This is a genomic window from Catenulispora sp. GP43, assembly GCF_041260665.1.
Classification (GTDB): Bacteria; Actinomycetota; Actinomycetes; order Streptomycetales; family Catenulisporaceae; genus Catenulispora.
In genome coordinates, this window is record NZ_JBGCCT010000005.1 from 127,907 (window position 1) to 154,751 (window position 26,845).

Annotated in this window: 34 protein-coding genes; 27 read left to right on the top strand and 7 right to left on the bottom strand. The window is 69.1% G+C overall.

The window, feature by feature from the left end:
- Nucleotides 1–36: 36 nt before the first annotated feature.
- From rplN to ABH926_RS12720, 14 genes are all read left to right on the top strand, one after another.
- Nucleotides 37–405, top strand: a complete 369-nt coding sequence (rplN, locus tag ABH926_RS12655; protein WP_012785168.1) for a 50S ribosomal protein L14 — start codon at nt 37–39, stop codon at nt 403–405.
- 12 nt (nt 406–417) lie between these two features.
- A complete protein-coding gene (gene rplX / locus ABH926_RS12660) occupies nt 418–777 on the top strand; it encodes a 50S ribosomal protein L24 (RefSeq protein ID WP_370337618.1) in 360 nt (119 codons plus the stop codon).
- A 1-nt stretch (nt 778) separates the two neighbouring features.
- The gene (gene rplE / locus ABH926_RS12665; RefSeq protein WP_370365668.1) at nt 779–1,351 is read left to right on the top strand and encodes a 50S ribosomal protein L5; all 573 of its coding nucleotides are present in this window, start codon (nt 779–781) and stop codon (nt 1,349–1,351) included.
- A 4-nt stretch (nt 1,352–1,355) separates the two neighbouring features.
- On the top strand, nt 1,356–1,541 hold the full coding sequence (locus tag ABH926_RS12670; RefSeq protein ID WP_012785171.1) for a type Z 30S ribosomal protein S14: 186 nt from the start codon (nt 1,356–1,358) through the stop codon (nt 1,539–1,541).
- A gap of 96 nt (nt 1,542–1,637) precedes the next feature.
- Nucleotides 1,638–2,036 carry a 30S ribosomal protein S8 gene (rpsH, locus tag ABH926_RS12675; RefSeq protein ID WP_370365669.1) on the top strand — a complete coding sequence of 133 codons (399 nt, stop codon included), beginning with the start codon at nt 1,638–1,640 and terminating at the stop codon, nt 2,034–2,036.
- 17 nt (nt 2,037–2,053) lie between these two features.
- On the top strand, nt 2,054–2,596 hold the full coding sequence (rplF, locus tag ABH926_RS12680; RefSeq protein WP_370365670.1) for a 50S ribosomal protein L6: 543 nt from the start codon (nt 2,054–2,056) through the stop codon (nt 2,594–2,596).
- Nucleotides 2,596–2,979, top strand: a complete 384-nt coding sequence (gene rplR / locus ABH926_RS12685; protein ID WP_370365671.1) for a 50S ribosomal protein L18 — start codon at nt 2,596–2,598, stop codon at nt 2,977–2,979. Before rplF ends, rplR begins: the two co-directional genes overlap by 1 nt.
- A 31-nt stretch (nt 2,980–3,010) precedes the next feature.
- Entirely contained in the window at nt 3,011–3,646 is a 636-nt protein-coding gene (gene rpsE / locus ABH926_RS12690; RefSeq protein ID WP_370365672.1) for a 30S ribosomal protein S5, read from the top strand.
- A 5-nt stretch (nt 3,647–3,651) separates the two neighbouring features.
- Entirely contained in the window at nt 3,652–3,834 is a 183-nt protein-coding gene (rpmD, locus tag ABH926_RS12695; protein WP_012785176.1) for a 50S ribosomal protein L30, read from the top strand.
- 1 nt (nt 3,835) lies between these two features.
- On the top strand, nt 3,836–4,276 hold the full coding sequence (gene rplO, locus ABH926_RS12700; RefSeq protein ID WP_370337345.1) for a 50S ribosomal protein L15: 441 nt from the start codon (nt 3,836–3,838) through the stop codon (nt 4,274–4,276).
- Nucleotides 4,277–5,346: 1,070 nt separating this feature from the next.
- Nucleotides 5,347–6,693 carry a preprotein translocase subunit SecY gene (secY, locus tag ABH926_RS12705; protein ID WP_370365673.1) on the top strand — a complete coding sequence of 449 codons (1,347 nt, stop codon included), beginning with the start codon at nt 5,347–5,349 and terminating at the stop codon, nt 6,691–6,693.
- A gap of 91 nt (nt 6,694–6,784) precedes the next feature.
- Nucleotides 6,785–7,462 carry an adenylate kinase gene (locus ABH926_RS12710; RefSeq protein WP_370365674.1) on the top strand — a complete coding sequence of 226 codons (678 nt, stop codon included), beginning with the start codon at nt 6,785–6,787 and terminating at the stop codon, nt 7,460–7,462.
- A 43-nt stretch (nt 7,463–7,505) separates the two neighbouring features.
- The gene (map, locus tag ABH926_RS12715; RefSeq protein WP_370365675.1) at nt 7,506–8,333 is read left to right on the top strand and encodes a type I methionyl aminopeptidase; all 828 of its coding nucleotides are present in this window, start codon (nt 7,506–7,508) and stop codon (nt 8,331–8,333) included.
- Nucleotides 8,334–8,418: 85 nt separating this feature from the next.
- Nucleotides 8,419–9,183: a sensor domain-containing protein gene (locus tag ABH926_RS12720; RefSeq protein ID WP_370365676.1), complete on the top strand. Its 765-nt coding sequence runs from the start codon at nt 8,419–8,421 to the stop codon at nt 9,181–9,183.
- A gap of 109 nt (nt 9,184–9,292) precedes the next feature.
- On the opposite strand, the gene ABH926_RS12725 is transcribed toward ABH926_RS12720, so the two are convergent.
- From ABH926_RS12725 to ABH926_RS12735, 3 genes are all read right to left on the bottom strand, one after another.
- On the bottom strand, nt 9,293–11,419 hold the full coding sequence (locus tag ABH926_RS12725) for an MMPL family transporter (RefSeq protein WP_370365678.1): 2,127 nt from the start codon (nt 11,417–11,419) through the stop codon (nt 9,293–9,295).
- A 78-nt stretch (nt 11,420–11,497) separates the two neighbouring features.
- A complete protein-coding gene (locus ABH926_RS12730) occupies nt 11,498–12,175 on the bottom strand; it encodes a response regulator (RefSeq protein WP_370365679.1) in 678 nt (225 codons plus the stop codon).
- 70 nt (nt 12,176–12,245) lie between these two features.
- The gene (locus tag ABH926_RS12735; protein ID WP_370365680.1) at nt 12,246–13,364 is read right to left on the bottom strand and encodes a sensor histidine kinase; all 1,119 of its coding nucleotides are present in this window, start codon (nt 13,362–13,364) and stop codon (nt 12,246–12,248) included.
- Nucleotides 13,365–13,479: 115 nt separating this feature from the next.
- Here ABH926_RS12735 and ABH926_RS12740 point away from each other — a divergent pair, with 115 nt between their 5' ends.
- The 8 genes from ABH926_RS12740 to rplQ all read left to right on the top strand — a co-directional run bounded on the left by ABH926_RS12740 (nt 13,480) and on the right by rplQ (nt 18,350).
- Nucleotides 13,480–14,100 (top strand): DUF1707 domain-containing protein, encoded by a 621-nt coding sequence (locus tag ABH926_RS12740; protein ID WP_370365681.1) that lies wholly within the window; start codon nt 13,480–13,482, stop codon nt 14,098–14,100.
- 347 nt (nt 14,101–14,447) lie between these two features.
- The gene (infA, locus tag ABH926_RS12745) at nt 14,448–14,669 is read left to right on the top strand and encodes a translation initiation factor IF-1 (protein WP_012785186.1); all 222 of its coding nucleotides are present in this window, start codon (nt 14,448–14,450) and stop codon (nt 14,667–14,669) included.
- Nucleotides 14,670–14,801: 132 nt separating this feature from the next.
- Nucleotides 14,802–14,915, top strand: coding sequence for a 50S ribosomal protein L36 (gene rpmJ, locus ABH926_RS12750; RefSeq protein ID WP_009740505.1), 114 nt, complete (start codon nt 14,802–14,804; stop codon nt 14,913–14,915).
- Between the two features lie 186 nt (nt 14,916–15,101).
- Nucleotides 15,102–15,482 carry a 30S ribosomal protein S13 gene (rpsM, locus tag ABH926_RS12755; RefSeq protein ID WP_370365682.1) on the top strand — a complete coding sequence of 127 codons (381 nt, stop codon included), beginning with the start codon at nt 15,102–15,104 and terminating at the stop codon, nt 15,480–15,482.
- Between the two features lie 75 nt (nt 15,483–15,557).
- A complete protein-coding gene (gene rpsK / locus ABH926_RS12760) occupies nt 15,558–15,968 on the top strand; it encodes a 30S ribosomal protein S11 (RefSeq protein ID WP_012785188.1) in 411 nt (136 codons plus the stop codon).
- 20 nt (nt 15,969–15,988) lie between these two features.
- Entirely contained in the window at nt 15,989–16,615 is a 627-nt protein-coding gene (gene rpsD / locus ABH926_RS12765; protein WP_012785189.1) for a 30S ribosomal protein S4, read from the top strand.
- Between the two features lie 95 nt (nt 16,616–16,710).
- Nucleotides 16,711–17,736, top strand: a complete 1,026-nt coding sequence (locus ABH926_RS12770; protein ID WP_012785190.1) for a DNA-directed RNA polymerase subunit alpha — start codon at nt 16,711–16,713, stop codon at nt 17,734–17,736.
- An 89-nt stretch (nt 17,737–17,825) separates the two neighbouring features.
- Nucleotides 17,826–18,350: a 50S ribosomal protein L17 gene (gene rplQ, locus ABH926_RS12775; protein WP_370365683.1), complete on the top strand. Its 525-nt coding sequence runs from the start codon at nt 17,826–17,828 to the stop codon at nt 18,348–18,350.
- A gap of 65 nt (nt 18,351–18,415) precedes the next feature.
- On the opposite strand, the gene ABH926_RS12780 is transcribed toward rplQ, so the two are convergent.
- Nucleotides 18,416–18,892: a hypothetical protein gene (locus tag ABH926_RS12780; protein WP_370365684.1), complete on the bottom strand. Its 477-nt coding sequence runs from the start codon at nt 18,890–18,892 to the stop codon at nt 18,416–18,418.
- A 102-nt stretch (nt 18,893–18,994) separates the two neighbouring features.
- Between ABH926_RS12780 and truA the strand changes: the two genes are divergently transcribed.
- A complete protein-coding gene (gene truA, locus ABH926_RS12785; protein ID WP_370365685.1) occupies nt 18,995–19,849 on the top strand; it encodes a tRNA pseudouridine(38-40) synthase TruA in 855 nt (284 codons plus the stop codon).
- A gap of 29 nt (nt 19,850–19,878) precedes the next feature.
- Here the strand turns inward: truA and ABH926_RS12790 are convergent, their stop codons facing one another.
- Complete coding sequence (locus ABH926_RS12790; protein ID WP_370365686.1) at nt 19,879–20,424, bottom strand: DUF6886 family protein; 546 nt, start codon at nt 20,422–20,424, stop codon at nt 19,879–19,881.
- A gap of 9 nt (nt 20,425–20,433) precedes the next feature.
- The gene (locus tag ABH926_RS12795; protein ID WP_370365687.1) at nt 20,434–20,919 is read right to left on the bottom strand and encodes an NADPH-dependent FMN reductase; all 486 of its coding nucleotides are present in this window, start codon (nt 20,917–20,919) and stop codon (nt 20,434–20,436) included.
- A 56-nt stretch (nt 20,920–20,975) separates the two neighbouring features.
- Here ABH926_RS12795 and ABH926_RS12800 point away from each other — a divergent pair, with 56 nt between their 5' ends.
- From ABH926_RS12800 to glmM, 4 genes are all read left to right on the top strand, one after another.
- Nucleotides 20,976–22,637 carry an ABC-F family ATP-binding cassette domain-containing protein gene (locus ABH926_RS12800; RefSeq protein WP_370365689.1) on the top strand — a complete coding sequence of 554 codons (1,662 nt, stop codon included), beginning with the start codon at nt 20,976–20,978 and terminating at the stop codon, nt 22,635–22,637.
- Between the two features lie 200 nt (nt 22,638–22,837).
- Nucleotides 22,838–23,281 carry a 50S ribosomal protein L13 gene (rplM, locus tag ABH926_RS12805; RefSeq protein WP_370365690.1) on the top strand — a complete coding sequence of 148 codons (444 nt, stop codon included), beginning with the start codon at nt 22,838–22,840 and terminating at the stop codon, nt 23,279–23,281.
- Nucleotides 23,282–23,329: 48 nt separating this feature from the next.
- On the top strand, nt 23,330–23,848 hold the full coding sequence (gene rpsI / locus ABH926_RS12810; protein WP_370365692.1) for a 30S ribosomal protein S9: 519 nt from the start codon (nt 23,330–23,332) through the stop codon (nt 23,846–23,848).
- Nucleotides 23,849–23,996: 148 nt separating this feature from the next.
- Entirely contained in the window at nt 23,997–25,340 is a 1,344-nt protein-coding gene (glmM, locus tag ABH926_RS12815) for a phosphoglucosamine mutase (RefSeq protein WP_370365693.1), read from the top strand.
- Between the two features lie 46 nt (nt 25,341–25,386).
- On the opposite strand, the gene ABH926_RS12820 is transcribed toward glmM, so the two are convergent.
- Nucleotides 25,387–26,706 carry an ATP-dependent 6-phosphofructokinase gene (locus ABH926_RS12820; protein ID WP_370365694.1) on the bottom strand — a complete coding sequence of 440 codons (1,320 nt, stop codon included), beginning with the start codon at nt 26,704–26,706 and terminating at the stop codon, nt 25,387–25,389.
- Nucleotides 26,707–26,845: the final 139 nt, after the last annotated feature.

Below are 26,845 nucleotides of genomic sequence, written 5' to 3' on the forward strand. Positions count from 1 at the left end.
GCCCCCTGTGAACCGGCACGACGAAGGAGATAGACAGTGATCCAGCAGGAGTCGCGGCTCCGGGTCGCCGACAACACGGGTGCGAAGGAAATCCTCTGCATCCGCGTGCTCGGTGGCTCCAGCCGCCGCTACGCCGGAATCGGCGACGTCATCGTCGCCACGGTGAAGGACGCTCTGCCCGGCGCGGGCGTCAAGAAGGGCGACGTCGTCAAGGCCGTCATCGTGCGCACCGTCAAGGAGCGCCGGCGTCCCGACGGCTCGTACATCCGCTTCGACGAGAACGCGGCCGTCCTGATCAAGGACGGCGGGGACCCGCGCGGGACCCGCATCTTCGGCCCGGTGGGCCGTGAGCTGCGCGAGAAGCGCTACATGCGCATCGTCTCGCTCGCCCCGGAGGTGCTGTAAGCCATGGCGTCGCTGAACATCAAGAAGGGTGACCTGGTCCAGGTCATCACCGGTAAGGACAAGGGTCTGCAGGGCAAGGTCATCCAGGCCTTCCCGGAGACCTCGAAGGTCCTCGTCGAGGGCGTCAACCGGATCAAGAAGCACACCAAGGTCGGCCAGTCCGTCCGCGGGAGCAAGACCGGCGGCATCATCACGATCGAGGCCCCGGTCCACGTCTCCAACGTGATGCTGGTCGTCGAGCACGAGGGCGCCAAGGTCGTCACGCGCGTGGGCTACCGCCGCGTGGAGGAGGAGCGCACGCTCGCCGACGGTTCGAAGAAGACCGTCACGCGCAGCGTCCGCTACGCCAAGCGCACCGGTAAGGACATCTGACATGACCGTGACTGAGACTGAGACCTCGGTGCAGCCGCGTCTGAAGCTGCGCTACCGCGAGGAGATCGCGCCGGCGCTCAAGGAGCAGTTCGGCTTCCCGAACGTCATGCTGATCCCCGGTCTGACCAAGATCGTGGTCAACATGGGCGTGGGCGACGCCGCCCGCGACTCCAAGCTGATGGACGGCGCCGTCCGCGACCTCGCGGCGATCACCGGCCAGAAGCCGACCGTCACCCGGGCCCGCAAGTCCATCGCGCAGTTCAAGCTGCGCGAGGGCCAGCCCATCGGTGCGCACGTCACGCTGCGCGGGGACCGGATGTGGGAGTTCTGCGACCGGCTGGTGTCGATCGCGCTGCCCCGTATCCGCGACTTCCGTGGTCTGTCGCCCAAGCAGTTCGACGGCCGTGGCAACTACACGTTCGGTCTGAACGAGCAGTCGATGTTCCACGAGATCGACCAGGACAAGATCGACCGCGTGCGCGGCATGGACATCACCGTCGTGACGACCGCTCGCAACGACGATGAGGGTCGCGCCCTGCTGCGTCTCCTCGGATTCCCGTTCAAGGAGGCGTGAGCAAATGGCGAAGAAGGCCCTGATCAACAAGGCTCTCGCGAAGCCGAAGTTCAAGGTGCGCGGCTACACCCGCTGCTCCAAGTGCGGCCGTCCGCACTCGGTCTACCGCAAGTTCGGCCTGTGCCGGGTTTGCCTGCGCGAGATGGCGCACGCCGGCGAACTGCCGGGCGTCACCAAGAGCTCCTGGTAACTACTACACGCCGCAGGTCCCTGCGTATGTGCGCTCTTGTCGGAGAGCGTGAGCAGCGCAGGGATACCACGGCGAGGAAGGCCTGAAGGCCAAGCTATGACCATGACCGACCCGATCGCGGACATGCTCACCCGGCTGCGGAACGCCAACTCGGCGTACCACGACCAGGTGACCATGCCGTCGAGCAAGATCAAGACGCACATCTGCGAGATCCTCAAGCAGGAGGGCTACATCGCCTCCTGGAAGGTCGAGGACGCGGAGGTGGGCAAGTCCCTCACCATCGAGCTGAAGTTCGGCCCGAACCGTGAGCGCTCCATCGCGGGCATCAAGCGCATCTCCAAGCCGGGTCTGCGCGTGTACGCGAAGAGCACCAACCTGCCGAAGGTCCTCGGGGGCCTCGGTGTCGCCATCATCTCGACTTCGACCGGTCTGCTGACCGACCGTCAGGCGGCGCGCAAGGGCGTCGGCGGCGAAGTCCTCGCCTACGTCTGGTAAGGGAAGGAGGAGAAGCAATGTCTCGTATTGGACGACTGCCGATCCCGGTTCCCACCGGCGTCGACGTCACCATCAACGGCCAGGAAGTGACCGTCAAGGGCCCCAAGGGCACCCTGTCGCACACCGTGGTCTCCCCGATCACCATCGAGAAGGGCGACGACGGCACTCTGGTCGTCGCGCGTCCCAACGATGAGCGGGTCGCCAAGGAGCGCCACGGTCTGTCGCGCACCCTGGTCAACAACATGATCATCGGCGTGACCCAGGGCTACACCAAGAACCTGGAGATCTCCGGTGTCGGTTACCGCGTGACCGCCAAGGGCTCGGACCTCGAGTTCTCCCTCGGCTACAGCCACCCGGTGCCGGTCCCGGCTCCCGCCGGTATCACCTTCGCCGTGGAGAGCCCGACCAAGTTCTCCGTGTCCGGGATCGACAAGCAGCTGGTGGGCGAGACCTGCGCCTACATCAAGAAGCTGCGCAAGATCGACCCGTACAAGGGCAAGGGCATCAAGTTCGCCGGCGAGGTCATCCGCCGCAAGGCCGGAAAGGCTGGGAAGAAGTAATGGCTTTCGCAGTCAAGATCGGCAAGGGTCCGGCGAAGAAGCGCAACGCGGTCAAGCGCCGTCACCTGCGCGTCCGCAAGAAGGTCTCCGGCACGGCACTGCGTCCGCGCCTGGTGGTCACCCGTTCGGCGCGCCACATGGTCGCGCAGATCGTGGACGACGTCACCCGCGTGACGCTGGCGTCCGCCTCCACCATGGAGGCCGGGCTGCGCGGCGGCGAGGGCGACAAGACCGCCAGGGCCAAGGAAGTGGGCAAGCTCGTCGCCGAGCGGGCCAAGGCCAAGGGTGTCGGCACGGTCGTCTTCGACCGCGGCGGCAACAAGTACCACGGCCGGGTGGCCGCGGTGGCCGACGGCGCCCGGGAAGCGGGGCTGGAGCTGTGAGTATGCAGAGCACTAACGGAAGGAGCCTCTGATGGCTGGTCCGCAGCGCCGCGGAGGCGGCTTCGGTGGGCAGAACAACCAGGGTGGCGGCGAGGGCGGCAACAACCGCCGCGAGCGTCGTGACCGTCGCGGCGACCAGGCGCCGGTTGAGAAGTCGGCGCACATCGAGCGCGTCGTCACCATCAACCGGGTGGCCAAGGTCGTGCGCGGTGGCCGCCGCTTCAGCTTCACCGCCCTGGTGATCGTCGGCGACGGCGAGGGCACCGTGGGCGTCGGCTACGGCAAGGCGAAGGAAGTCCGCGACGCGATCGCCAAGGGTGTCGAGGAGGCCAAGAAGAATTTCTTCAAGGTCCCCCGCATCCAGGGCACGATCCCGCACCCGGTCCAGGGCGAGCGCGCCGCCGGCGTCGTTCTCCTGAAGCCGGCCTCCCCCGGTACCGGCGTCATCGCCGGCGGCCCGGTGCGCGCCGTGCTGGAGTGCGCGGGCGTCCACGACGTGCTGAGCAAGTCGCTCGGCTCGGACAACCCGATCAACATCGTCCACGCGACGGTGGCGGCTCTGAAGGGCCTGGTGCGCCCCGAGGAAGTCGCCGCCCGCCGCGGGCTGCCGCTGGAGGACGTGGCCCCGGCCGCCCTCCTGCGCGCCCGTGCCGGTGTGGGGAGCTGAGAGACATGGCCCGTTTGAAGATCACGCAGACCCGCTCCAAGATCGGGACCAAGCAGAACCACCGGGACACCCTCCGGTCGCTCGGTCTGAAGCGGATCAACGACACCGTGGTGAAGGAGGACCTCCCGCAGTTCCGCGGCATGGTCCACACCGTTCGCCACCTCGTCAAGGTCGAGGAGGTCGACTGACATGACACTGAAGGTCCACCACCTCCGCCCGGCCCCCGGCGCCAAGACCGCCAAGACCCGCGTGGGTCGCGGCGAGGGCTCCAAGGGCAAGACGGCCGGCCGCGGTACCAAGGGCACCAAGGCCCGCTACCAGGTCTCGGCCCGCTTCGAGGGCGGCCAGATGCCCCTGCACATGCGCCTGCCCAAGGCGCGGGGCTTCAAGAACCCGTTCAAGGTGACGTTCCAGGTCGTGAACCTGGACAAGCTGTCGGCGCTGTACCCGGCCGGCGGCGAGGTCACCGTCGAGGACCTGGTCGCCAAGGGCGCGGTCCGCGACAACGAGCTGGTCAAGGTGCTCGGCACCGGCGAGGTGTCGGTCGCGCTGCAGGTGAAGGCGCACGCCTTCTCCGCCTCGGCGAAGGAGAAGCTGGCTGCGGCCGGCGGCTCGGCTGAGGAGGTCTGAGCCTTAGGGTTCGGATTGGTTTGATGGGGCGCTGCCCCGGGCTTGGGCCCGGGGCAGCGCTTCTTTTTTTGGGGGTGGGGGAGCTCTTCGGGGGCGAAGGGGCTTTCTTTGTGGGTTCGGGTGTGGTTCGCAGGGTTCGGCGGGGCGCGGTTTGGTTGAGGGGCTTGTGGCGGGCTGGCTGTTCGCGTGTGCACGAGCGCGCGTGGGTCCGAGTCACTGCGCACGCGTCTGGTCTGGCGGCTGCCTGCCAGCGTTTGGTGGGTGCCTAAAGGCAGGCCTCCGGCGGGCGCTCTACAGCGGGGGTGGGCCTCGCGACCTGCTGTTTGGCGGCGGCCCGCGACTGGTCGCCTTGGTCCCGTACGTGGTGCGCCGCGTTGCCTGCTGGCGGTGTTGCTTGTGGTCGCCGTGTTCCGGGTCCGCCGAACAAAGACCTCTCTATGGTGTGCGGGATCCACCTGCCACACGGTGCTCCAGGCCGCTCCTCCGTGCCTTATATAGGTGCGGGTAAGGCGCCGGCCGATGCTTTGCGTGGCTGAATTTGAGGAATCGCCCTGCGCGTGGACCCAGCTCAGCTCGTGGCCTCGCATCGCCCGCTGGCAACCAGATGCCCATGCCGTTGGTAAGGCGTCGTCTCGGCTGCTTGTCGTGCTCCGTGCCACGCGTGCGCACCGTGTCGTGGTGCGCTTGGGGGTGCTCAATCGCAAGTCAGCGCTTCGCAGCGCTGGGCTGGCGGACTCCGCGGTGGTGGGGGGGTGCGCCGCTGGTGGCAAGGCGTGTGTCCCGCTGGTTGTGCGGGTGCTGGGGTGGGCGTCGGGGCTGATCGGGGGCTTGGTGGGTGCTTCCTGTGCCTGGCCCGACCCCGACCCCCAGTAATGCTGTGGCCACCCTGTGCCGAAGCCCCCTACCCGACGCTCGCCTTCGCCTCCCTGCTATGCGTAAGATGGCGCAGGTCGGCCATCACCCCGACCCGACCCCGTGTGCCCTCCGAGCCCCGCGTACCTGCGCAGAGCCCGCGGCGCGCGGTCATCAGGACCCTTTGACAATCTGTCGCGTCAAGGCGCAGGAGGACCATGCTCACCGCATTCGCTCGGGCGTTTCGTACGCCCGACCTGCGCAAGAAGCTGCTCTTCACGCTCGGCATCATGGCCCTGTTCCGGCTGGGCGCCCACATTCCGGCCCCGGGTGTGGACACGCATACGTTGAGCCAGTGTGTGGGGATCAGCAAGTCCAGTGGTCAGAGCAATGGTGCGCTGGGTTTGATCAACCTGTTCTCCGGCGGTGCCCTGCTGCAGCTTTCGATCTTCGCGCTGGGCATCATGCCGTACATCACCGCGTCGATCATTCTGCAGCTGCTGACCGTGGTGATTCCGCGGCTGGAGGCCCTCAAGAAGGAGGGTCAGGCGGGGCAGACGAAGATCACGCAGTACACCCGGTACCTGACCATCGGGCTGGCGATTCTGCAGTCGACCACGATGCTCACGCTGATGAAGAACAACCCGAGCGCCCTGCTGGGCCCGGGGTGCTCCGGGTCGAACGTGATCTACCCGAAGGTCGACTGGGTCGGGATGGCCGTCATGGTCATCACGCTGACCGCGGGGACCACGCTGATCATGTGGCTCGGTGAGCTCATCACCGACCGGGGTATCGGCAACGGCATGTCGCTGCTGATCTTCACCTCGATCACCGCGAACTTCCCGTCCTCGCTGTGGTCCATCAAGCAGGGCTCCACCACCATGGACGGCTGGCCGGTGTTCTTCGGCGTGCTGCTGATGGGCATGGTCATGGTCGGCGCCGTGGTGTTCGTCGAGCAGGGGCAGCGGCGGATTCCGGTGCAGTACGCCAAGCGCATGGTCGGGCGGCGGATGTACGGCGGGTCCTCGACCTACATCCCGATGAAGGTGAACCAGGCCGGCGTCATCCCGGTCATCTTCGCCTCCTCGCTGCTGCAGCTGCCGCTGATGATCGCGAACTTCACGAACCCGAACGCCCAGAAGGGGTGGGCGCACTGGGTCGACAAGGAGTTCGGGATGACCACCAACGGGTACTCGCTGACGTACTCGATCACCTACTTCCTGCTGATCCTCGGCTTCGCCTTCTTCTACGTCTCGATCACCTTCGTGCCCGACGAGATCGCGGACAACATGAAGAAGTACGGCGGCTTCATCCCGGGCATCCGGGCCGGCAAGCCCACCGCCGAGTACCTGCAGTACGTCTCGACCCGCGTGACCTGGCCCGGCGCCCTGTACCTGGCGGTGATTGCGATCGTGCCGTTCATCGCGCTGGCCGAGCTGCACGCCAGCGGGAAGTTCCCGTTCGGCGGCACGACTATCCTGATCATGGTGGGCGTGGGCCTGGAGACCGTGAAGCAGATCGAGTCCCAGCTCCAGCAGCACAACTACGAAGGATTCCTGCGGTGATGGCGGTGATGACAACGGCGTCGACGCGCCTCACCCGAAGCGGGCGGCACTCCGTCGCCCGTCCCACTGACGCCGAAGGGTTCCTCATCTAGTGCGTATCGTTCTCGTCGGACCGCCGGGTGCGGGCAAGGGCACGCAAGCCTCGTTCATCGCCTCGCACCTGGGCGTCCCGAAGATCAGCACCGGGGACATCTTCCGGGCGAACATCTCGCAGGGCACCCCGCTGGGCGTCAAGGCCAAGGAGTACCTGGACGCGGGCCAGTTGGTGCCGGACGAGCTCACCATAGACATCGTCCGCGACCGGCTCTCGCAGTCGGACGCGGCCGGCGGCTTCCTGCTCGACGGCTTCCCGCGGAACGTGGCGCAGGCCGAGGAGCTGGACAAGATCCTCGCGGACAACGGGGTCACGCCCTCGGCCGGCAAGGCCTACCTGGACGTCGTGCTCGACCTGGAGGTCGACAACGACGAGGTGATCAAGCGGATCTCCGGGCGCCGGCTGTGCCGCAACGACTCCGGGCACATCTTCCACGTCGACTACAGCCCCTCCAAGAGCGGCGACACCTGCGACATCTGCGGCGGCGAGCTCTACCAGCGCTCCGACGACGCCGAGGACGTGGTGCGCACCCGCCTGGAGGTCTACGCCGCCGAGACCGCCCCGATCATCGGCTACTACCGCGAGCAGGGTGTGCTGACCACGATCGACGCCACCGGCGAGGTCGACGTCATCACGCAGCGCGCCTTCGCGGCGGTGGACACCGCTCGCGGCTGAACGGCCGCGTACCCTCCCAGCAGTCCCTAAGGAATTCCCACACATGCACGCCCACGGTGACGACGACGGTCTGATCGAGCTGAAGACCCCGGAGCAGTTCGAGGTCATGAAGCAGGCCGGCAAGGTCGTGTCACGGACGCTGGCGCTGCTGCGCTCGGCGGTCCGGCCGGGCATCACCACCGGTGAGCTGGACCGGATCGCCGAGGAGTCCATTCGTTCGCTCGGGGCCGCGCCGTCCTTCCTGGGCTACGGCGACTTCCCCGGCTCGATCTGCGCCTCGGTCAACGAGGAGATCGTGCACGGCATCCCCGGCTCGCGCGTGCTGCGCGAGGGGGACCTGATCTCCATCGACTGCGGCGCGATCATCCCCGACGAGGCCGGGCAGGCCGTCGCCGGGCGCTGGAACACCCGGGGCTGGCACGCCGACGCCGCGATCACCGTGGCCGTCGGCGAGGTCGCCCCGGAGCTCGCCGAGCTGTCCCGGGTCACCGAGCAGGCGATGTGGGCCGGCATCAAGGCGGTGAAGGAGGGCGCCGCGCTGAACGACGTCTCCACCGCCATCGACGACTCCACCCGCTCGCACCCCCGCCGCTACGGCATCGTGCGCGACTACGGCGGCCACGGCATCGGCTCGGCGATGCACATGGCGCCGATGGTGTTCAACTACCCGGTGCGCGGTGAGCGCACGGTGCTGACCACCGGCATGGCGATCGCCATCGAGCCGATGCTGACCCTGGGCAAGAACAAGACCCGGGTGCTGGCCGACGACTGGACGGTCGTGGCCAAGGACGGCTCCTACGCCGCACACTGGGAGCACACGGTCGCGCTGACACCCGAAGGTGTCGTGGTGACCACTGCTCCGGAAGAGTGACAAGACGTGACCGACAGGGGTGACCGCGCGGCGGGGTCCGCGGTGTCCGCCGCCTGGCGGCCCTGATCCCGGCGGACGATGAAGCATGGCTCGTGACCGAGCGGCCGCCCTGGCCGCGGCAGCGCTCCTGGCGCTCGGCGCCGCAGCCGGTTGCGGCGGGTCGAAGAGTTCCGCCAAACCCGCCGCCGCCGCGCCGCAGCCCGCGGTGCCCCCGAGCACGGCCGTGCCCGGCGACCCGCCGAGCGCCCCGCCGACCGCCGCCGAACTCCGCTCCCGGCTGCTGGCTCCGGCGGACCTGCCGGCCGGCTTCGTCGCCGACGACGACAGCGAGGACGCCAACGGCGTGATGTCCTCCACCGAACCGGACTGCCGGGCGATGACCGACCTGATGAACAGCCAGGGCCACCCGGCCGGCGCGCTCGCGTCCGCCGACGCCTCCTTCACCAAATCGCAGTTCGGCCCGAACATCGCCACCGGCCTGGCCGGCTTCGCCACCCCCGAGGCCGCGCAGAAGCTGCTGGCCTCGGTCACCCAGGCGATGCGCAGCTGCACCAAGATCACCGAGACCGACAAGGACGGCAGCACCTACGACTTCCTGGTCACGCCGCTGGCCTTCCCGCCGGCCGGCGACGCCAGCGCCGCGATCCGCGTCGTCGCCGATGTCGACGACCTGCAGGCCCAGGTGGACCTGGTGCTGGTGCGCGTCGGCAGCACCCTGCTGTACGTGGCCGACACCGACTTCGGCAGCACCGACACGGAGCTGACCCAGCAGGTGGTGACGCGGGCGGTGGCGAAGGTGTCGGATCTGGCGACGCCGCGCTCCGCGCCGACGACAGTCTCAAGTCTCTGACGCAGGACGGCCCTTCGCGCGACGGCCTCTGTGCGCGGCGAAACGCCGCCAGGCGCGCACATCGCAGTGTCTTCACACCCGCGGTCTGCGCGCCCGGCTGCCTTCCCGCTCAGACGCTCAACAGCTCCTCAGAGGCCGGCACAGGGGCCTCGGCCACTCCGAACCGATCGTGCACCCCGCGCAGGGCCCGCGGCGCCCACCAGGCCCGCTCGCCGAGCAGCGCCAGCACCGCGGGCACCAGCATCATGCGGACCAGCGTGGCGTCGATCAGCACCGCGAAGGTCAGTCCGAAGCCGAACTCCAGGATCGGGGCCGCGCCGCCGGTCATGAAGCAGGCGAAGACGATCACCAGCAGTGCCGCCGCGCAGGTCACCACCCGGCCGGTGTACCGCACCCCGGTGACCACGGCCTGCCGCGCGTCCTCGCCGGCCAGCCGGGCCTCGCGGATCCGGCCGAGGATGAAGATCTCGTAGTCCATCGACAGGCCGAAGGCGACGGCGATCATCAGCGGCGGGACCGTCAAGTCCAGCGCGCCCAGACCGCCCTTGAGCCCGGAGCCGAAGACCCCTGCGAAGTGGCCCTGCTGGAAGACCCACACCGTCGCGCCCAGTGAGGCCCCGATGCTCAGCAGGTTGGTCAGCACCGCCTTGAGCGGGATCAGCACCGAGCCGGTGAACAGGAACAGCAGCACGAACACCGACACCAGCACCACGCCGGCGGCGTAGGGGAGCCGGTCGACCAGCATCTGCCGGAAGTCCACCAGATGCGCGCTGTCCCCGGTGACGTACGCGCCCTGATGCTCGTCCCGGATCGTCTGCACCAGCCCGGTCGCCACCTTGCCGTTCACCGCCCCGGCCGGCGTCAGCTGCAGCACCGCGCTGCCGTCCGGTAGCGTCTTCTGCGCGGACTGCACGACCCCCGGCAGCGACCGCAGGTGCGCCAGGTAGGCCGGCTTCGCGGCGCCTCCCTCGACCAGCACGTACAGCGGGTCGGCCGCGCTCTGGCCCGGGAAGTGCGCCACGCTCAGGTCGTACACCTGCCGCGCCTCCGAGCTTGCCGGCAGCTCGCGCGCGTCGCCGGGGCTCAGGGTCAGCGAAAGCACCGGGGTGGCCACGGTGACCAGGCCCGCGGCGATCACCAGCAGCACCGGCAGCGGACGCCGCGCCACCCCGGCCGCGAACCGCCCGAACCAGCGCCCCTCCGAGCGCTTCGGGCTCGCCGGCTTGATCCGGTGCCCGAACTTCGCGAGCAGCGCCGGCAGCAGCGTCACCGCGGCCAGCATGTCCACGGCCACCACGGCCGTCGCGGCCAGGCCCATGCTGCGCAGGAACGGCGCCGGGTACACCACGAGCCCGACCAGGCTGACCGCGACGGTGAGCCCGGAGAAGAAGACCGTGCGGCCGGCGGCCGAGACGGTGTGGCGCACGCAGTCGGCGATGTCGGGCGTGCCGACCCGCTCCTGCTTGAAGCGGGTCACCATCAGCAGGGCGTAGTCCACGCCGAGGCCCAGGCCCAGCATCGTCGTGATCTGCACCGAGTACACCGACAGGTCGGTGGCGAAGCTGAACCCGTACAGCACCAGCAGCGTGGAGGCGACGCCGCAGACCGCCAGCACCAGCGGGAGCGAGGCCGCGAGCAGCCCGCCGAACACCACCACCAGCAACAGCAGAACGATCGGCAGGGAGATCAGCTCGGCCTTGCTGGCGTCGGACTGCGCGGTGGTGTTCAGCGCGTCGCTGATCAGCGGACCGCCGCCGACCCGCACCTGGAACTCGGGCGTGGCGATGGCGCGCAGGCGTGCCTGGGTAGCCTTCAAGGCGACGTTCTCGTCGTGCGTGGAGATCCCGCTGACGAAGGTCACCGGGATCGCGACCACCTGGCCGTCGCCGGTCATGGCGGGATTCTCGACGGAGTCGGTCGCCTGGGCGACGCCCGGGATCCGGCGCAGGTCGGCCACGGCGGCGGCGACCCGGCCCTGCAGGGCGGCGTTCGCGGCGATCACCGTGCCCGGGGTCGTCGAGGTCACCAGCCCGTCGATGGCGTCGGCGCCCGGATCGATCTTGTTCAGCCGGTCGGCGGTCACCTGGGACTGGCTGCCCGGGACGTTGGCCCCGAGCCCCCCGAGCTTGCCGAACACGGTCCCGCCCAGGCCCAGCCCGACCACCAGGACCACGACCCACACGGCGACCACGGTCCCGGGCCGGCGGATGGCCAGCTCTGCAGCGTGTTTCAACATGCCCCCACTGTCCGGTGGCGGCGGGGGTCATGTGATCCCGCGCGGGAGGGGACCGGCGGACTCGGTAGATCGGGTGAGTCATCCCTCCGGAGAGGGAGTCACCAGCCCGCTGTCGTAGGCGAAGATCACCGCGTGGACCCGGTCCCGCAGCCCCAGCTTCATCAGGATGTTGCTGACGTGGGTCTTCACCGTGTGCTCGGTGACGTACAGCCGGGCGGCGATCTCGGCGTTCGAGGCGCCCCGGGCGATCAGCAGCAGCGTCTCGCGCTCGCGCGGGGTGAGCGCGTCCAGGCGGGCCGAGGGCGCGGCGGCCGGCTCGCCGGCCCGGGCCGGGCGGCGGGAGGTGACGTCGGCGATCAGCCGCCGGGTCACCGAGGGCGCCAGCAGCGAGTCCCCGGCCGCGACCACGCGGACCGCGTGCACCAGATCGTCGCGGCGGACGTCCTTGAGCAGGAAGCCGGAGGCGCCGGCGTAGAGCGCGTCGTACACGTACTCGTCGACGTCGAAGGTGGTGAGCATGAGGATCCGGCTGTCGCCCTCGGCGGTGACCTGGCGCGCGGCCTCGATGCCGTCCATCACCGGCATCCGGACGTCCAGCAGCACGACGTCGGGGCGCAGCGCGCGGGCCAGCGCCACCGCCTCGGCGCCGTCGCCGGCCTCGCCGACCACCTCGATGTCCGGCTGCGCGTCCAGGATCATCGCGAACCCGCTGCGCACCAGTTCCTGGTCGTCGGCCACCACTACCCGAATCGCCACGCCCGCTTTCTATCAGGCCCGTGTGAAGACTGTCCCGCGCCCGGTGACGGTCTGGTATCGGCCGGCCCGCTCATCCGGAGGGGATGACCGCGGTCAGCGCGAACCCGCCGGTGTCCGGCGGCGAGGTCCAGCTCAGCGCGCCGCCCACCGGCGCCAGCCGCTCGCGCAGGCCCACCAGGCCGTGGCCGCCCCCGTCGGACGCGCCCTCGGGCAGCCCGCGGCCGTCGTCCGACACGGTGATCTCCAGTGCGCTGGGCGCCCAGCTCAGCCGGACCTCGGCGCGCGAGGCCCGGGCGTGCTTGAGGGTGTTGGTGAGGGCCTCCTGCACCACACGGTAGGCCGCGGTCTCGGCACCCGGCGACAGCGGCGCGGCGCTGCCGGTCTGCTCCAGGCGCACCTGGAGCCCGGCCCTGCGGACCTGGTGCACCAGATCGTCGAGGTCGGCCAGGGTGGGCAGCGGGTCGCGACGGCCGGCGGCGTCCTGGCTGAGCGTGCCGAGCAGGCCCCGCAGCTGCGCCATGGCGTCGCGGCCGGCCGCCGAGATGGCCTCGAAGGCCGCCTCGGCCCGCTCCGGCTTGTCGCGCACCAGCAGCGGCCCGGCCTCGGCCTGCACCACCATCAGGGCGACGGCGTGGCCGACCACGTCGTGCATGTCCCGGGCGATCCGGGCCCGCTCGGCACGCAGCGCGCGGTCGGCGCGCCCCGACAGCGAGTCGCGCTCGGACTGCATCAGCACCCCGAGGAACAGCGCGGTCAGGCTCAGGGTGAAGGTGACCAGGAAGTCCTCCGGGTTGCCCCACTGCTGGTGCAGAGCCTCGGCGACGACGTTGCCGGCCATGAACACGCCGACCAGGAACGCCCGGGTCCGGCCGCGCAGCACCGCCCCGATCGTGTACTGGGTGACCAGGACCGCGTACGGGAACGGCTGGGCCGGGTGCACGGTGGCGGTGACGATCAGCGTCAGCGCGCCGGTGGTCAGGGCCGAGGGGACCGGGAGGGACTCCCGCCACAGCAGCGGCACGATGGTCAGGGTCTCCATGGCGTAGCGCCACGGTCCCCACGGCACGATGCCGGGTATGAGGTAGGTGCCGCTGTTCAGGAGCAGCACGATCAGGGCCACCATGACGTCGTTGCGCCGCGGTCGCTGCGGGCGGATCTGGAGTCTGGACAGCGCGTCCGTGCTTCGCACGTGATAGATCATGCTCCACCGGGAGTAGTCGTACCTCCCTCCGAGGGGGGATCCTGATGCGGCGAACCTGCGGTACAGTCGAGATATGTCGCGAGTCAGTTGGGGAGTCACGGAGATGACGACGCAGGGTGGGGCCTCGTTCGATCCCGATATGCGCGCCGGCGACGCCGACCGCGAGCGCCTCGTCGAGCAGCTGCGCGAGCACCATGCCGCGGGACGGCTGACGCTCGAGGAGTTCGACGAGCGCATGACCAAGGCCTACGAGGCCAAGACGTACGGAGAACTGCGCACGCTCACCCGGGACCTGCCGGTGGACCTGGCGCAGCTGAACTTCCAGCAGGCCCAGCAGCGCACCGCGGCCTCGCAGCAGCGGCCGGTCGAGGTGCGCCGCGACGGGTCCGGCCGGATGCAGATCAACATCGACAACCAGGCCATCCAGGACCGGATCAACCACCACCTGGAGCGCCACCAGGACCGCTGGCAGCGGCACCAGGAACGGCACCAGCAGCGCTGGACGCAGCAGCAGGAGCGGTGGTCGAAGGCGGCGGCCCGGCGCGGCGGGGCCCGCGGCATCGCCTCGTTCAGCTCCTGGCTGTCGCTGTCGGTGCTGCTCACCGGCATCTGGCTGGTCAGCAACCTGGCCGGCGGGCACGACTGGGGTCAGTTCTGGCCGGCCTGGCCGATCGGGATCCTGGGCGTGCTGATGCTGGCCCGGGGGATCAACCGGCGGAACTGAGGGCGGCGGCCGGCGCCGCCGCCCCCGACTGACCTCGCCAGACCGCGACCGGACGCCCGGTCGCGGTCTTCTGGTGTCCCATGCTGTCCCACGGTGTCCCCGAGGCGAACGGGCTGGGAATTTTCGCCACCCGCCCCCGGTTTTACCCTTCGCGCACACGGGGTACAAAGCCCCGGTTTCGCGTTCTGCAAGTGTTCGGCGTACACTGGCGTGTCGGCTCCGTATGGAGTGGTTCACGTGCGCCCCCGCGGCTGGGTCTATGAGCGCATCACAGCTGGACCACCACTTGCTCCTGTTGCCGGAACCGACGCGGCAGTAGACACCCTTCTGAAGGAGATTGAAGGAACTTGGCCAAAAAAGAAGGCGCCATCGAGATCGAGGGCACCATCATCGAGTCCCTGCCCAACGCGATGTTCCGCGTTGAGCTGGCGAACGGCCACAAGGTCCTCGCGCACATCTCCGGCAAGATGCGGATGCACTACATCCGGATCCTCCCGGACGACCGGGTCGTCGTCGAGCTGAGCCCGTACGACCTGACCCGCGGGCGCATCGTCTACCGCTACAAGTGACCTGTAGGGCTTCTCCCACCGCGGGAGGGGTCCCTGCCGTTCGCATCCCTATCGAGGCTCACCACGCTCATGGTGGTGGGCTGCCTTTCGGTGTTTCCGCACCGGACGACCGATACCAGTTAAGGAACCAACATGAAGGTCAAGCCCAGCGTCAAGAAGATCTGTGACAAGTGCAAGGTGATCCGTCGCCACGGCCGCGTCATGGTGATCTGCGAGAACCTGCGCCACAAGCAGCGTCAGGGCTGAGCTGAAGCTCACCGGCCGGCTCCGCAACAAGCCGGCTTGATGTAACCCGCAGCGTCCCGACCCCGCGAGCTCCCGCCATAGGGCTCGCGGATGAGACCCCCGGCCCGGAGGCCGGAGACCTGGTCAGGCACCAGGACCGGCGCTGCATCGACACCTCCGGATGAAACAGAAACAGGAGCCTGCCTGATGGCACGTCTCTCTGGTGTGGACATCCCGCGCGAAAAGCGTCTGGAGATCGCCCTCACCTACATCTACGGCATCGGCCGGACCCGCTCGCAGCAGACGTGCGCGGAGACCGGCATCAACCCGAACACGCGCGTGAAGGACCTGACGGAGGACGACCTCGTCAAGCTCCGCCAGTGGATCGACACGAACTACCGCGTCGAGGGCGACCTTCGCCGTGAGGTCCAGGCGGACATCCGCCGCAAGATCGAGATCGGCTGCTACCAGGGCGTCCGGCACCGCAAGGGCCTGCCGGTGCACGGTCAGCGCACCCACACCAACGCGCGTACGCGCAAGGGCCCGCGCAAGGCCATCGCCGGCAAGAAGAAGGCCGGCCGGAAGTAGTCCAGCCACGGACCGGACTCCATCTGGTTGTCAGTGGCACCGGACCGATCACCTCAATCAGGAGAACCCAGCACAATGCCTCCCCAGAGCCGTAAGGCCGGCGCCAAGGCTCCCAAGCTGCGCCGCAAGGAAAAGAAGAACGTCGCCCACGGGCACGCTCACATCAAGAGCACGTTCAACAACACCATCGTCTCGATCACCGACCCGCAGGGCAACGTGATCGCGTGGGCGAGCTCGGGTCAGGTGGGCTTCAAGGGCTCGCGCAAGTCGACCCCGTTCGCCGCTCAGATGACCGCCGAGGCCGCCGCCCGCCGCGCCATGGAGCACGGCATGAAGAAGGTCGACGTGTTCGTCAAGGGTCCCGGCTCCGGCCGCGAGACCGCCATCCGGTCGCTGCAGCAGACCGGCCTGGAGGTCGGATCCATCAACGACGTCACCCCTTCGCCGCACAACGGCTGCCGTCCGCCGAAGCGCCGGCGCGTCTGAGCTAGGAGAGAAGAACAAACATGGCCCGTTACACCGGCCCCGACTGCAAGCGCTGCCGCCGCGAGAAGACCAAGCTCTTCCTCAAGGGCAGCAAGTGCGATGGCCCGAAGTGCCCGATCGAGATCCGTCCCTACCCCCCGGGTGAGCACGGCCGCGGTCGCACCAAGGAGAACGAGTACCTGCTCCAGCTTCGCGAGAAGCAGAAGACCGCCCGTATCTACGGCGTTCTGGAGAAGCAGTTCCGCGGTTACTACGAGGAGGCCAACCGCAAGGGCGGCAAGACGGGTGAGAACCTGCTCCGCATCCTCGAGTCCCGCCTGGACAACGTGGTCTACCGCGCCGGCTTCGCCAAGTCCCGCGACCACGCGCGCCAGCTGGTGCGCCACGGCCACATCCTGATCAACGGCCACAAGGCGAACATCCCCTCGATGCGGGTCACCCCGAGCGACATCGTCGAGGTGCGCAAGGAGAGCCTGGAGCTCACCCCGTTCGTGGTCGCCCGCGCCGAGGCCGGCGAGCGTGCCGTGCCGGCGTGGATCGAGGTCATCCCGTCGAAGATGCGGATCCTCGTGCACTCCCTCCCGGAGCGTGCTGTCATTGACACGCAGGTCCAGGAGCAGCTGATCGTCGAGCTCTACTCCAAGTAGCAGCTCGTCTGCCGGCGAGGCGGCCTGTCCGCCTCGCCGGTGCACCATCCCGTGGCTGGTAAATAGCGGCCGGCCCAGGCAACGGAGGATCCACCGTGCTTATCGCACAGCGCCCCACCCTCACCGAGGAGATCATCGATGAGTACCGTTCGCGGTTCCTCATCGAGCCGCTGGAGCCCGGCTTCGGCTACACCCTCGGCAACTCGCTGCGCCGGACGCTTCTGTCGTCCATCCCCGGCGCCGCGGTGACGTCCATCCGGATCGACGGCGTGCTCCACGAGTTCACCACGATCCCGGGTGTGAAGGAGGACGTCACCGACCTCATCCTGAACATCAAGCAGCTGGTCGTCTCCTCGGAGATCGACGAGCCGGTGACCATGTACCTGCGCAAGCAGGGCCCGGGCACCGTCACCGCCGCCGACATCGCCCCGCCGGCCGGCGTCGAGGTCCACAACCCCGAGCTGATCATCGCCACGCTCAACGGCAAGGGCAAGCTCGAGATGGAGCTCACCGTCGAGCGCGGCCGCGGCTACGTCAGCGCGGTGCAGAACAAGCAGGCGGGCCAGGAGATCGGGCGCATCCCGATCGACTCGATCTACTCGCCGGTGCTGAAGGTCAAGTACGACGTCGAGGCCACCCGCGTCGAGCAGCGGACCGACTTCGACCGCCTGGTGCTGGACGTGGAGACCAAGCAGTCGATGCGCCCGCGCGACGCCGTGGCCTCCGCCGGTAAGACGCTGGTGGAGCTGTTCGGCCTGGCGCGCGAGCTGAACATCGAGGCCGAGGGCATCGACATGGGCCCGTCCCCGACGGACGCCGCCCTGGCCGCCGACCTGGCGCTGCCGATCGAGGACCTGGAGCTGACGGTCCGGTCGTACAACTGCCTCAAGCGCGAGGGCATCCACACCGTGGGCGAGCTCGTCGCCCGCAGCGAGGCCGACCTGCTGGACATCCGCAACTTCGGTGCGAAGTCCATCGACGAGGTCAAGGTCAAGCTGATGAGCATGGGCCTGGCTCTGAAGGACAGCCCGCCCGGATTCGACCCCTCGCTCGTGGTGGACAACCAGTACGACGAGGAAGAGGACCTGGACTCCGGCTACGCGGAGACCGAGGAGCTGTAAGGCTCCCCACCGACGGCGCGCACCCTGCGCGCCGTCGGCTCATGATCCCGGGTACCTGACACGGCCCGAGACACCAAGGAGAAGAAGCAATGCCCCAGCCGAAGAAGGGCGCCCGCCTCGGCGGCTCCCCGGCCCACCAGAAGCTGATCCTGGCGAACCTCGCCAAGTCGCTGTTCGAGCACGACCAGATCACCACCACCGAGGCCAAGGCGCGCCTGCTGCGCCCCTACGCCGAGCGGCTGATCACCAAGGCCAAGAAGGGCGACCTGCACAACCGTCGCCAGGTCCTGGCCGTGCTCCGCGACAAGGACATCGTCTTCCGCCTGTTCGACGAGATCGCGCCGAACTACGAGAACCGCCCCGGCGGCTACACCCGCATCATCAAGGCCGGCAACCGCAAGGGCGACAACGCCCCCATGGCCGTGATCCAGCTGGTCGAGGCCCTGACGGTGCAGCAGACCGCGGTCCGCGAGGCCGAGGCCGCCACCAAGCGGGCCAGCAAGAAGACCGCCGCCCCGGCGCCGGCCAAGGCCGAGGCCGAGGTCGTCGAGGAGGCTCCGGTCGTCGAGGCCGAGGCCGAGACCACCGAGGCTGAGGCTGCCGAGAAGGAGTAAGTCCTTCTGGTGTTCGTGGAAGCCCGCCGTCTCTTCGGAGGCGGCGGGCTTCCACGTGGGCGGCGTCAGTCTCCCGAGATGCCCCAGAAGGCGACTTCGGTGACGGCGCCACTGTCGTCGTGGAGCTGTACGCACGCGCCGATCGAGCCATTGAGCACGTCGATCTGCTGGTTCATGGTCATGCGCTCGAAGTCGGCGCGGCTCGGCTGCGGGCTCCCGAACACCGCCTCGGCCTGCTCCGCCGGCACGACCCGGATACCGCCCCGGCTGCCGATGCCGCCCGCGTCCAAGATGGAGTGGGTGCCGCTCGACGCGATGTCCGTCAGTTCGATGATCCGCGGGTCGTCATAGTCGTTCTCGCCCAGCTCCAGCGCGGCGATCTCGGCGAAGAGCGCTTCGAGCTCAGCGAACGTGGCAGGCTTCGGGATCGAATCGAACCAGAAGTAGTCGTCCTCGTCGAAGACCCGGCGGCGCAGATTCGCCAGGGTCGTGGCCAGGTCCGTGTCGAAGGGCTCTATGTAGTCCCATCCCGAAGCTCCCATGGCCGCGCATCCTGCCAGCGCCGACTGACAGCCCTGACAGCCCTGACAGCCCTGACAGAGCTGACAACACTGACCGCCGACCCCCTGCGCCACAATGGACCGATGAGCACCGACCCCGCCCCCGGCCACGTCCGCGTCCGCCTCGACCTGGCCTACGACGGCACCGCCTTCTCCGGGTGGGCCATCCAGCCCGGGCGGCGGACGGTGTGCGGGGAGCTGACCTCGGCGCTGTCGACGATCCTGCGGCAGGAGGTGACGCTGGTCGTCGCCGGCCGCACCGATGCCGGGGTGCACGCCAGCGGGCAGGTCGCGCATCTGGACGTCCCCGCCGTGCTGTGGGCCGAGCACGAGGAGCGGCTGCTGCGGCGGCTGGCGGCCGTCCTGCCGGGGGATGTGCGGGTCTGGTCGGCCGCGCCGGCTCCGGAGGGCTTCGACGCCCGCTTCGCGGCCAAGGGGCGCCGCTACGCCTACCGCGTCACCGACGTGCCCTACGGGCCGCATCCGCTGCGCCGCAACGACGTCACGTGGCATCCGCGGCCGCTGGACCCGGCGCTGATGAACGAGGCGGCGGCCGCGCTGCTCGGCGAGCACGACTTCGCCTCCTTCTGCAAGAAGCGCGAGGGCGCCACCACCATCCGCTGCCTCACCCGGCTGGAGTGGACGCGCGAGGCGCCGACGTCGCTGACGCCCGCCGGGCTGCTGGTCGCCGACGTCCGGGCCGACGCCTTCTGCCACTCCATGGTGCGCTCGCTGGTCGGCGCGCTGCTGGCGGTGGGGGAGGGGCGACGGCCGGTGGGCGATCCGGGCCGCATCCTCGCCGAGGAGGTCCGCTCGCCCGAGGTGAAGGTCGCGCCGCCGCAGGGGCTGACGCTGGAGGAAGTCGTCTATCCCGCAGACTCCGAACTGGCCGCCCAGCAGGAGAAGACGCGGCGGATCAGGGTGCTGGGCGCGGACTAGGCTGCCGGGGAGCTGACGAGCGCACGAGGTCAGGAGCCGGCAGCCGACGCCGGCCGGGCGTTCCGCAGCCGGATCCCGCTGAACCCCAGCGTCGTGGTGATCACCTGGTCCCAGAACGGCAGCAGCGTCGGGAGCACCCTGAGCTGGATGTCCGCCTCCTCATACAGCGCGAACAAGTCGCCCACGCGCTCCGGCGGCCCGAGCGGGACTACCTCCGTCTCGGCGACGTGCGCGTTCACCGGGTCGCCGAACGGCCGGAAGTCCCGTGCGTCAAGCCGGTACGCGTACAACTCCGTCGTCCGCATCCGCTCCAGCCAGCCGTACTCCACAGCGTGCACCCGCAGCCCGCCCCCGGGACCGATGATCCGTTCCCGGTCCTCCTCCGTGGTCTCTGGCGTCACCCACGCCATAGCGCGCGGACACTGTCGGGGAAACCAGTAGTCGGGCGCACGGTCGTAGGCGACCGCCCACACGTAGGCTTCCTGCTGCTGGGCCGTGGCGGCGACGTGGGGCGAGAAGCGGGTGATCGTCGGATCTTCCGAGAAATGCAGGACTTGGCCTGGTTCCGGTCGCATCCGTCCGTTCTACCGCAAGGCCTCTACTACCGCGCCGATACTTTTCCGTGCATCGGGATCCGCTAAGGCAATCCGTACACAGGCGTCCTCCACAATCGCCGCACCTGTGTACTCCAGAACCGTGCGCAAGGTGGCGATGGCGCCCTCACCCCGCCCAGGGTTCGCGGCGTTGATCCACCCTGTCGGCTTGTCGCAGATCTCTGTCCCACCCACGGTCCAGTCCAGCAAGTTCTTGAAGGAACCCGGCAGTGTGCCCGCGTACTCGGGCGTACAGACGAGCACCGCATCGGCCTCCGCTATAGCGCGGCGTAGTCCGGCGACGGACTCGGGAAGCGGATCGGTGTCCAGATCCGGGTTGAAGTGAGGAAGCTCTCCCAGACCCTCATAGAACACCGCACTATCCGGTTCCCCGACCACCTCCTGCACCAGCCGTAGCATGGCCTCGTTCGAGGACCCCTCGCGCACCGACCCGCACAGCAGCAGCACCTGAACCATGCACCGACGCTATAACCACTCGCGCGACTAAGAAGGCCTGAGCGAGACTGCCACCTATGGGCCATATCGACGTCAACAGCCTCCAGTACCACCTCCCGGACGGCCGCATCCTGCTGGAGGACGTGTCGTTCCGGATCGGCGACGGCGACAAGGCGGCCCTGGTCGGCGCGAACGGCGCGGGCAAGACCACCCTGCTGCGGCTGATCGCCGGCGACGTCGAGCCGACCGGCGGCGCCGTGGTCCGCTCCGGCGGCCTCGGCGTGATGCGGCAGTTCGTGGACCGCAAGCCGCAGGACGGCGAAGAACCGCCGACCGTGCGCACTCTCCTGTTGTCCGTCGCGCAGCCTGCGCTCCAGAAGGCCGCGGCGGAGTTGGAGGCCGCGGAACTGGCCATGATGGAGGACGAGTCCGAGCCGACCCAGATGCGTTACGCACAGGCGCTCGTCGACTGGGGCGACGCAGGCGGCTATGAAGCGGAAACGCTATGGGACACCTGCTGCACCATCGCTATTGGCATTCCCTATATCCAGGCACAGTTCCGCGCCGCCTCTACGCTCTCCGGCGGTGAGCAGAAGCGCCTCGTCCTGGAAGCCCTCCTGCGCGGCCCGGATCAGGTGCTCCTGCTCGACGAGCCGGACAACTTCCTGGACGTCCCCGGCAAGCGCTGGCTGGAAGAGGCCATCAACGAGACCGTCAAGACGGTCCTGTTCGTCACCCACGACCGCGAACTCCTGGCGCGTACCGCCAAGAAGATCGTCACCGTGGAGGTCGGTTCCAGCGGCGGCATCGGCGGCTCCGTCTGGATCCACGGCGGCGGCTTCGGGAACTACCACGAGGCCCGCAAGGCCCGCTTCGACCGCTTCGAAGAACTCCTGCGCCGCTGGGAAGAGGAACACCGCAGGCTCAAGGACCTGGTGAACACTCTCCGCCAGCAAGCGAAGATCAGCCCCGACATGGCCGCCAAGTACCGCGCCATGTGCACGCGCCTGGAGAAGTTCGAGCAGGCGGGTCCGCCTCCGGCGCCGCCGCGCGAGCAACAGGTGAAGATGCGCCTTAAGGGCGGCCGTACCGGTGTCCGCGCTTTCGAGTGCGTGGATCTGGAGCTGAGCGGCCTTATGAAGCCGTTCTCTACGGAAGTCTTCTATGGGGAACGCGTAGCGGTTCTCGGAGGGAACGGCTCAGGGAAGTCCCACTTCCTCCGTCTCCTGGCGGGTGAGGACATCGCCCACACCGGCACCTTCAAACTCGGCGCGCGCGTCGTCCCCGGACACTTCCGCCAGACGCACCGCCAGCCGGCGCTGGAGCAGAAGACTCTCCTGGAGATCCTCTGGGAGGAGTTCTCTTTCCAACGCGACAACGCGTCCCCGACGCTCGCGCGCTATGCGCTGAATCAACAGGCGGAGCAACGCTTCGGCAACCTTTCCGGAGGCCAGCAGGCGCGGTTCCAGATCCTGCGCCTGGAGCTGACCGGCTCCACGATGCTCCTGCTGGACGAGCCGACCGACAACCTGGACCTGATGTCGGCGGACGCGCTGGAGGCCGGCCTGGAGGCGTACCAGGGCACCGTGATCGCCGTCACGCACGACCGGTGGTTCGCCCGCGGCTTCGACCGCTACCTGGTCTTCGGCTCCGACGGCCGGGTCTACGAGGCGCCCGAACCGGTGTGGGACGAGCGCCGGCCGGACCGCAGGCCGGTCAAGTCCGGTGCGAAGTCATGAGCACCTCCCGCCATCGGGTAAAGTGGTGGCTTGGTGCGTTCGACCCGCGCCGGTACGAGACCATGACCCTGGCGTTGCATCCGGGGAAAGCGGCAGGGTACGGCGAGGTCAATTCGCGCCTTTAGGCATGCCTTGTACTCACGACGACGGCGTGCTTCTTCACCGCGTAAACGTCTACGACACACGCCAGGAGCATTTCCGTGCGTACGTTCAGCCCCAAGCCCGGTGACGTGCAGCGTCAGTGGCACGTCATCGATGCCCGTGACGTCGTTCTCGGCCGTCTCGCCTCGCAGACCGCGCAGCTTCTGCGCGGGAAGCACAAGGCGATCTTCGCGCCGCACGTCGACACCGGCGACTTCGTCATCATCATCAACGCCGAGAAGGTTCACCTCTCCGGCAACAAGCGCGAGGACAAGCTCGCGTACCGGCACTCCGGCTACCCGGGCGGTCTGCGTTCCGTCAAGTACGGCGACCTGATCGACAAGGACCCGCGCAAGGCCATCGAGAAGGCCGTCCGCGGCATGCTGCCGAAGAACTCCCTGGGCCGCCAGCAGCTGTCGAAGCTGAAGGTGTACCGCGGCGAGGAGCACCCGCACGCCGCGCAGAAGCCCGAGCCGTTCGTCATCAACCAGGTCGCGCAGTAGTCCCGGCCACTCCACTCTTCTTAGATTTCCCAGAAAGGAACTGTGGCTGTGACCGAGGTCGACACCACCACCGAGACCGTTGACGAGTTCGCCGGCGACGGCACCGAGGAGGAGCTCACCGAGTACACCTCCGAGACCCCCGCGGCCGCGGCCGCCCCGGTCGTGCGCCGTACGGCCAGCACCTCCGGCCAGGGCCTGGGCCGCCGCAAGGAGGCCATCGCCCGCGTCCGGATCGTGCCGGGCACCGGCACCTGGAAGATCAACGGCCGCACCCTGGACTCCTACTTCCCGAACAAGGTCCACCAGCAGCTGGTGAACGACCCGTTCAAGGTCCTGGAGCTGGACGGCGCGTACGACGTCGTCGCCCGCATCGACGGCGGCGGCATCTCCGGCCAGGCCGGCGCGCTGCGCCTGGGCGTGGCCCGCGCGCTGAACGCGGCGGACCTGGAGAACAACCGGGCGACGCTGAAGAAGGCCGGCTTCCTGACCCGGGACCCCCGCGCCACCGAGCGCAAGAAGGCCGGTCTGAAGAAGGCCCGTAAGGCGCCGCAGTACAGCAAGCGCTAAATCACCGACTGTCCGCGATCGAGTGCGGACGCACGGTGGATACGAACGCCCCGGGAGCATCCGCTTTCCGGGGCGTTCGTACGATGTTTTCCCGGGAATACCGATCCCTAGGGTTCCACCCTCCTGCCCCCTCTAGGAGAACGCGCATATGACCAGGCTTTTCGGCACCGACGGCGTTCGCGGCATGGCCAACCGGGATCTGACAGCGGAACTGGCGCTGGACCTTTCGGTGGCCGCCGCGCACGTGCTCGGCGAAGTGGGGGCGTTCGAGGGACACCGGCCCAAGGCGGTGGTCGGCCGCGATCCCCGGGCCTCCGGGGAGTTCCTGGAGGGCGCCGTGGTCGCCGGGCTGGCCTCGGCCGGCGTGGACGTGCTGCGCCTGGGCGTGCTGCCCACCCCGGCGGTCGCCTACCTGACCGAGGCCCTGGGCGCCGACCTCGGCGTGGTCCTGTCGGCCTCGCACAACCCGGCCCCGGACAACGGCATCAAGTTCCTCGCCCGCGGCGGCGTGAAGCTCGACGACGCCCTCGAGGACGCCATCGAGGCCCGGATGAACGAGCAGTGGTCGCGCCCCGTCGGCGCCGCCGTCGGCCGGGTCAACGACTACCCCGAGGGCGGCGAGCGCTACATCGAGCACCTGCTGGCCACCCTCCCCAACCGCCTGGACGGCCTGAAGGTGGTCGTCGACGAGGCCAACGGCGCCGCCTACCGGGTCTCCCCGGAAGCGCTGCGCCGCGCCGGCGCCGAGGTGATCGCCACCCACGTCGAGCCCGACGGCCAGAACATCAACGACGACTGCGGATCCACCCACCTGGCCAAGCTGAAGGCGGCCGTGATCGAGCACGGCGCGCACGCCGGCATCGCCCACGACGGCGACGCGGACCGCTGCCTGGCCGTCGACGCCGACGGCGAGGAGGTCGACGGCGACCAGATCCTGGCGGTCCTGGCGCTGTCCCTGCGCGCCCAGGGCAAGCTGGCCGGCGACACGGTGGTCGGCACCGTGATGGCGAACTTCGGCTTCAAGCAGGCGATGCGGCGCGAGGGCCTGAACTTCGTCGAGACCGCGGTCGGCGACCGCTACGTGCTGGAGGTCATGCGCGCCGGCGGCTACGTGCTCGGCGGCGAGCAGTCCGGCCACGTGATCCTCACCGAGCACGCCACCACCGGCGACGGCACCCTGACGGCGCTGCACCTGCTGGCCCGGGTGGCCGAGACCGGGCAGTCGCTGGCCGAGCTCGCGGCGGTGATGCACAAGTTCCCGCAGGTGATGATCAACGTCAAGGACGTGGACAAGTCGCGGGCCGCGACGAGCGCGGAGCTGGCGCAGGCCGTGAAGGAGGCCGAGGCCGAGCTCGGCGAGACCGGGCGGGTGCTGCTGCGGCCGAGCGGGACCGAGCCGCTGGTCCGGGTGATGGTGGAGGCCGAGGACGCCGCGCTGGCGCGCCGGCTGGCCGAGCACCTGGCCGGGGTCGTGAAGATGGCGCTGGGCTAGGGCTGATGACCCGGGGGCCGCGGCGCGCCGGAGGGCGTGCCGCGGCTCACAGCATCTGCTTGGGCTGCCCCGTGGTCTCCAGCACGTTCATCCACAGCTGACCGTGCGGGTCAACCACGTTCCGGCTGGCCGTGGCCAGCTCGATCGGCAGGTGCACCATCCGGCCGCTCCACTGGCCGACCACCATCGAGGTGAAGCCCGCCATGCCGGCGTGGGTGGCGGCCTGCGCCAGGCGCGTGCAGTACACCGCGTCGAAGGCGTTCGCCGGGACGGAGCGGATCTCGTAGCCGGGGTCCACGTAGCGCACCGACAGCGGCTCGTCCCCGAACGACTCGACGATCCGCCGCTTCAGCAGCGCCCCGATGTCGTTCAGCTTCGTGTTCCCCGAGGCGTCGGTCTGGTCCGAGGCCGGGAAGTGCTCCTGGCCCGCGCCCTCGGCGACCACGACCACGGCGTGTCCCTGCTGCTCGACCTTCTTCTTCAGGCGCGACAGGAACGTGTCTATGCCGAAGGGGACCTCGGGGATCAGGGTGAAGTCCACGTCGTGGCTGGCCAGGGTCGAGTAGCAGGCGATGAAGCCGCTGTGCCGGCCCATCAGCTTCACCAGGCCGACGCCGTTCTCCGTCGAGGACGCCTCTATGTGCGCCGCGCGGATGGACTGCGCGGCCTGGCCGAACGCGGTGTGGAAGCCGAAGGAGCGGTCGATCCAGGGGATGTCGTTGTCGATGGTCTTCGGGATGCCGACCACCGCGATGCGCTCGCCGCGGGCGCGGGCCTCGTCCGCCAGCTTCTCGGCGCCGCGCAGAGTGCCGTCGCCGCCGATCACGAACAGGATGTTGACCCCGAGCCGGACCATCGTGTCCACGGCCACCCGGGGGTCCTGGTTGCCCCGGGAGGTGCCCAGGATGGTGCCGCCGCGGTTCTGGATGTCGGCGACCGCCTGCTCGGTGAGCTCCATCGGCTCCGAGCCGTCGGTGAGGCCCTTGAAGCCGTTGCGGAACCCCAGGACGCGCTTGACGCCGTAGGCCCGGCCCAGGTGCAGCACCAGGCCGCGGATCACGTTGTTCAGGCCGGGGCACAGGCCGCCGCAGGTGACGATGGCGGCGGTGACCTCGGACGGCTCGAAGAACAGCTTCCGGCGGGGGCCGCCGGGGTTGAAGGCCGGCAGGCCGGCCACATCCACGTCGCGCTTGTTCGCTATGCCCTGGACCACGTCGAGCAGGACCCGGTCGGTCTCGGTGACGTAGTGCCACGTCTCCTCACGCTCGCCGAGCAGGTCGGCCAGCGGGGTGTCGACGGTGCGGTCTCCCAGGCGCGTGATGGCCAGATCATCGGAAGTGATGGTGAGAAGATCGGCCGTGTTCATGAGTTCACGCTAACAAGATTCAGGGGATCGGCCGCCACCGGTCCACCATCCGGCCGGAGCGGACGGCGACGTCGATGGGAGGGGGTGACGGGGCTCCGGACTACTCCCGACGGGCGATGCCGTCATCCTTGCGGGCTAC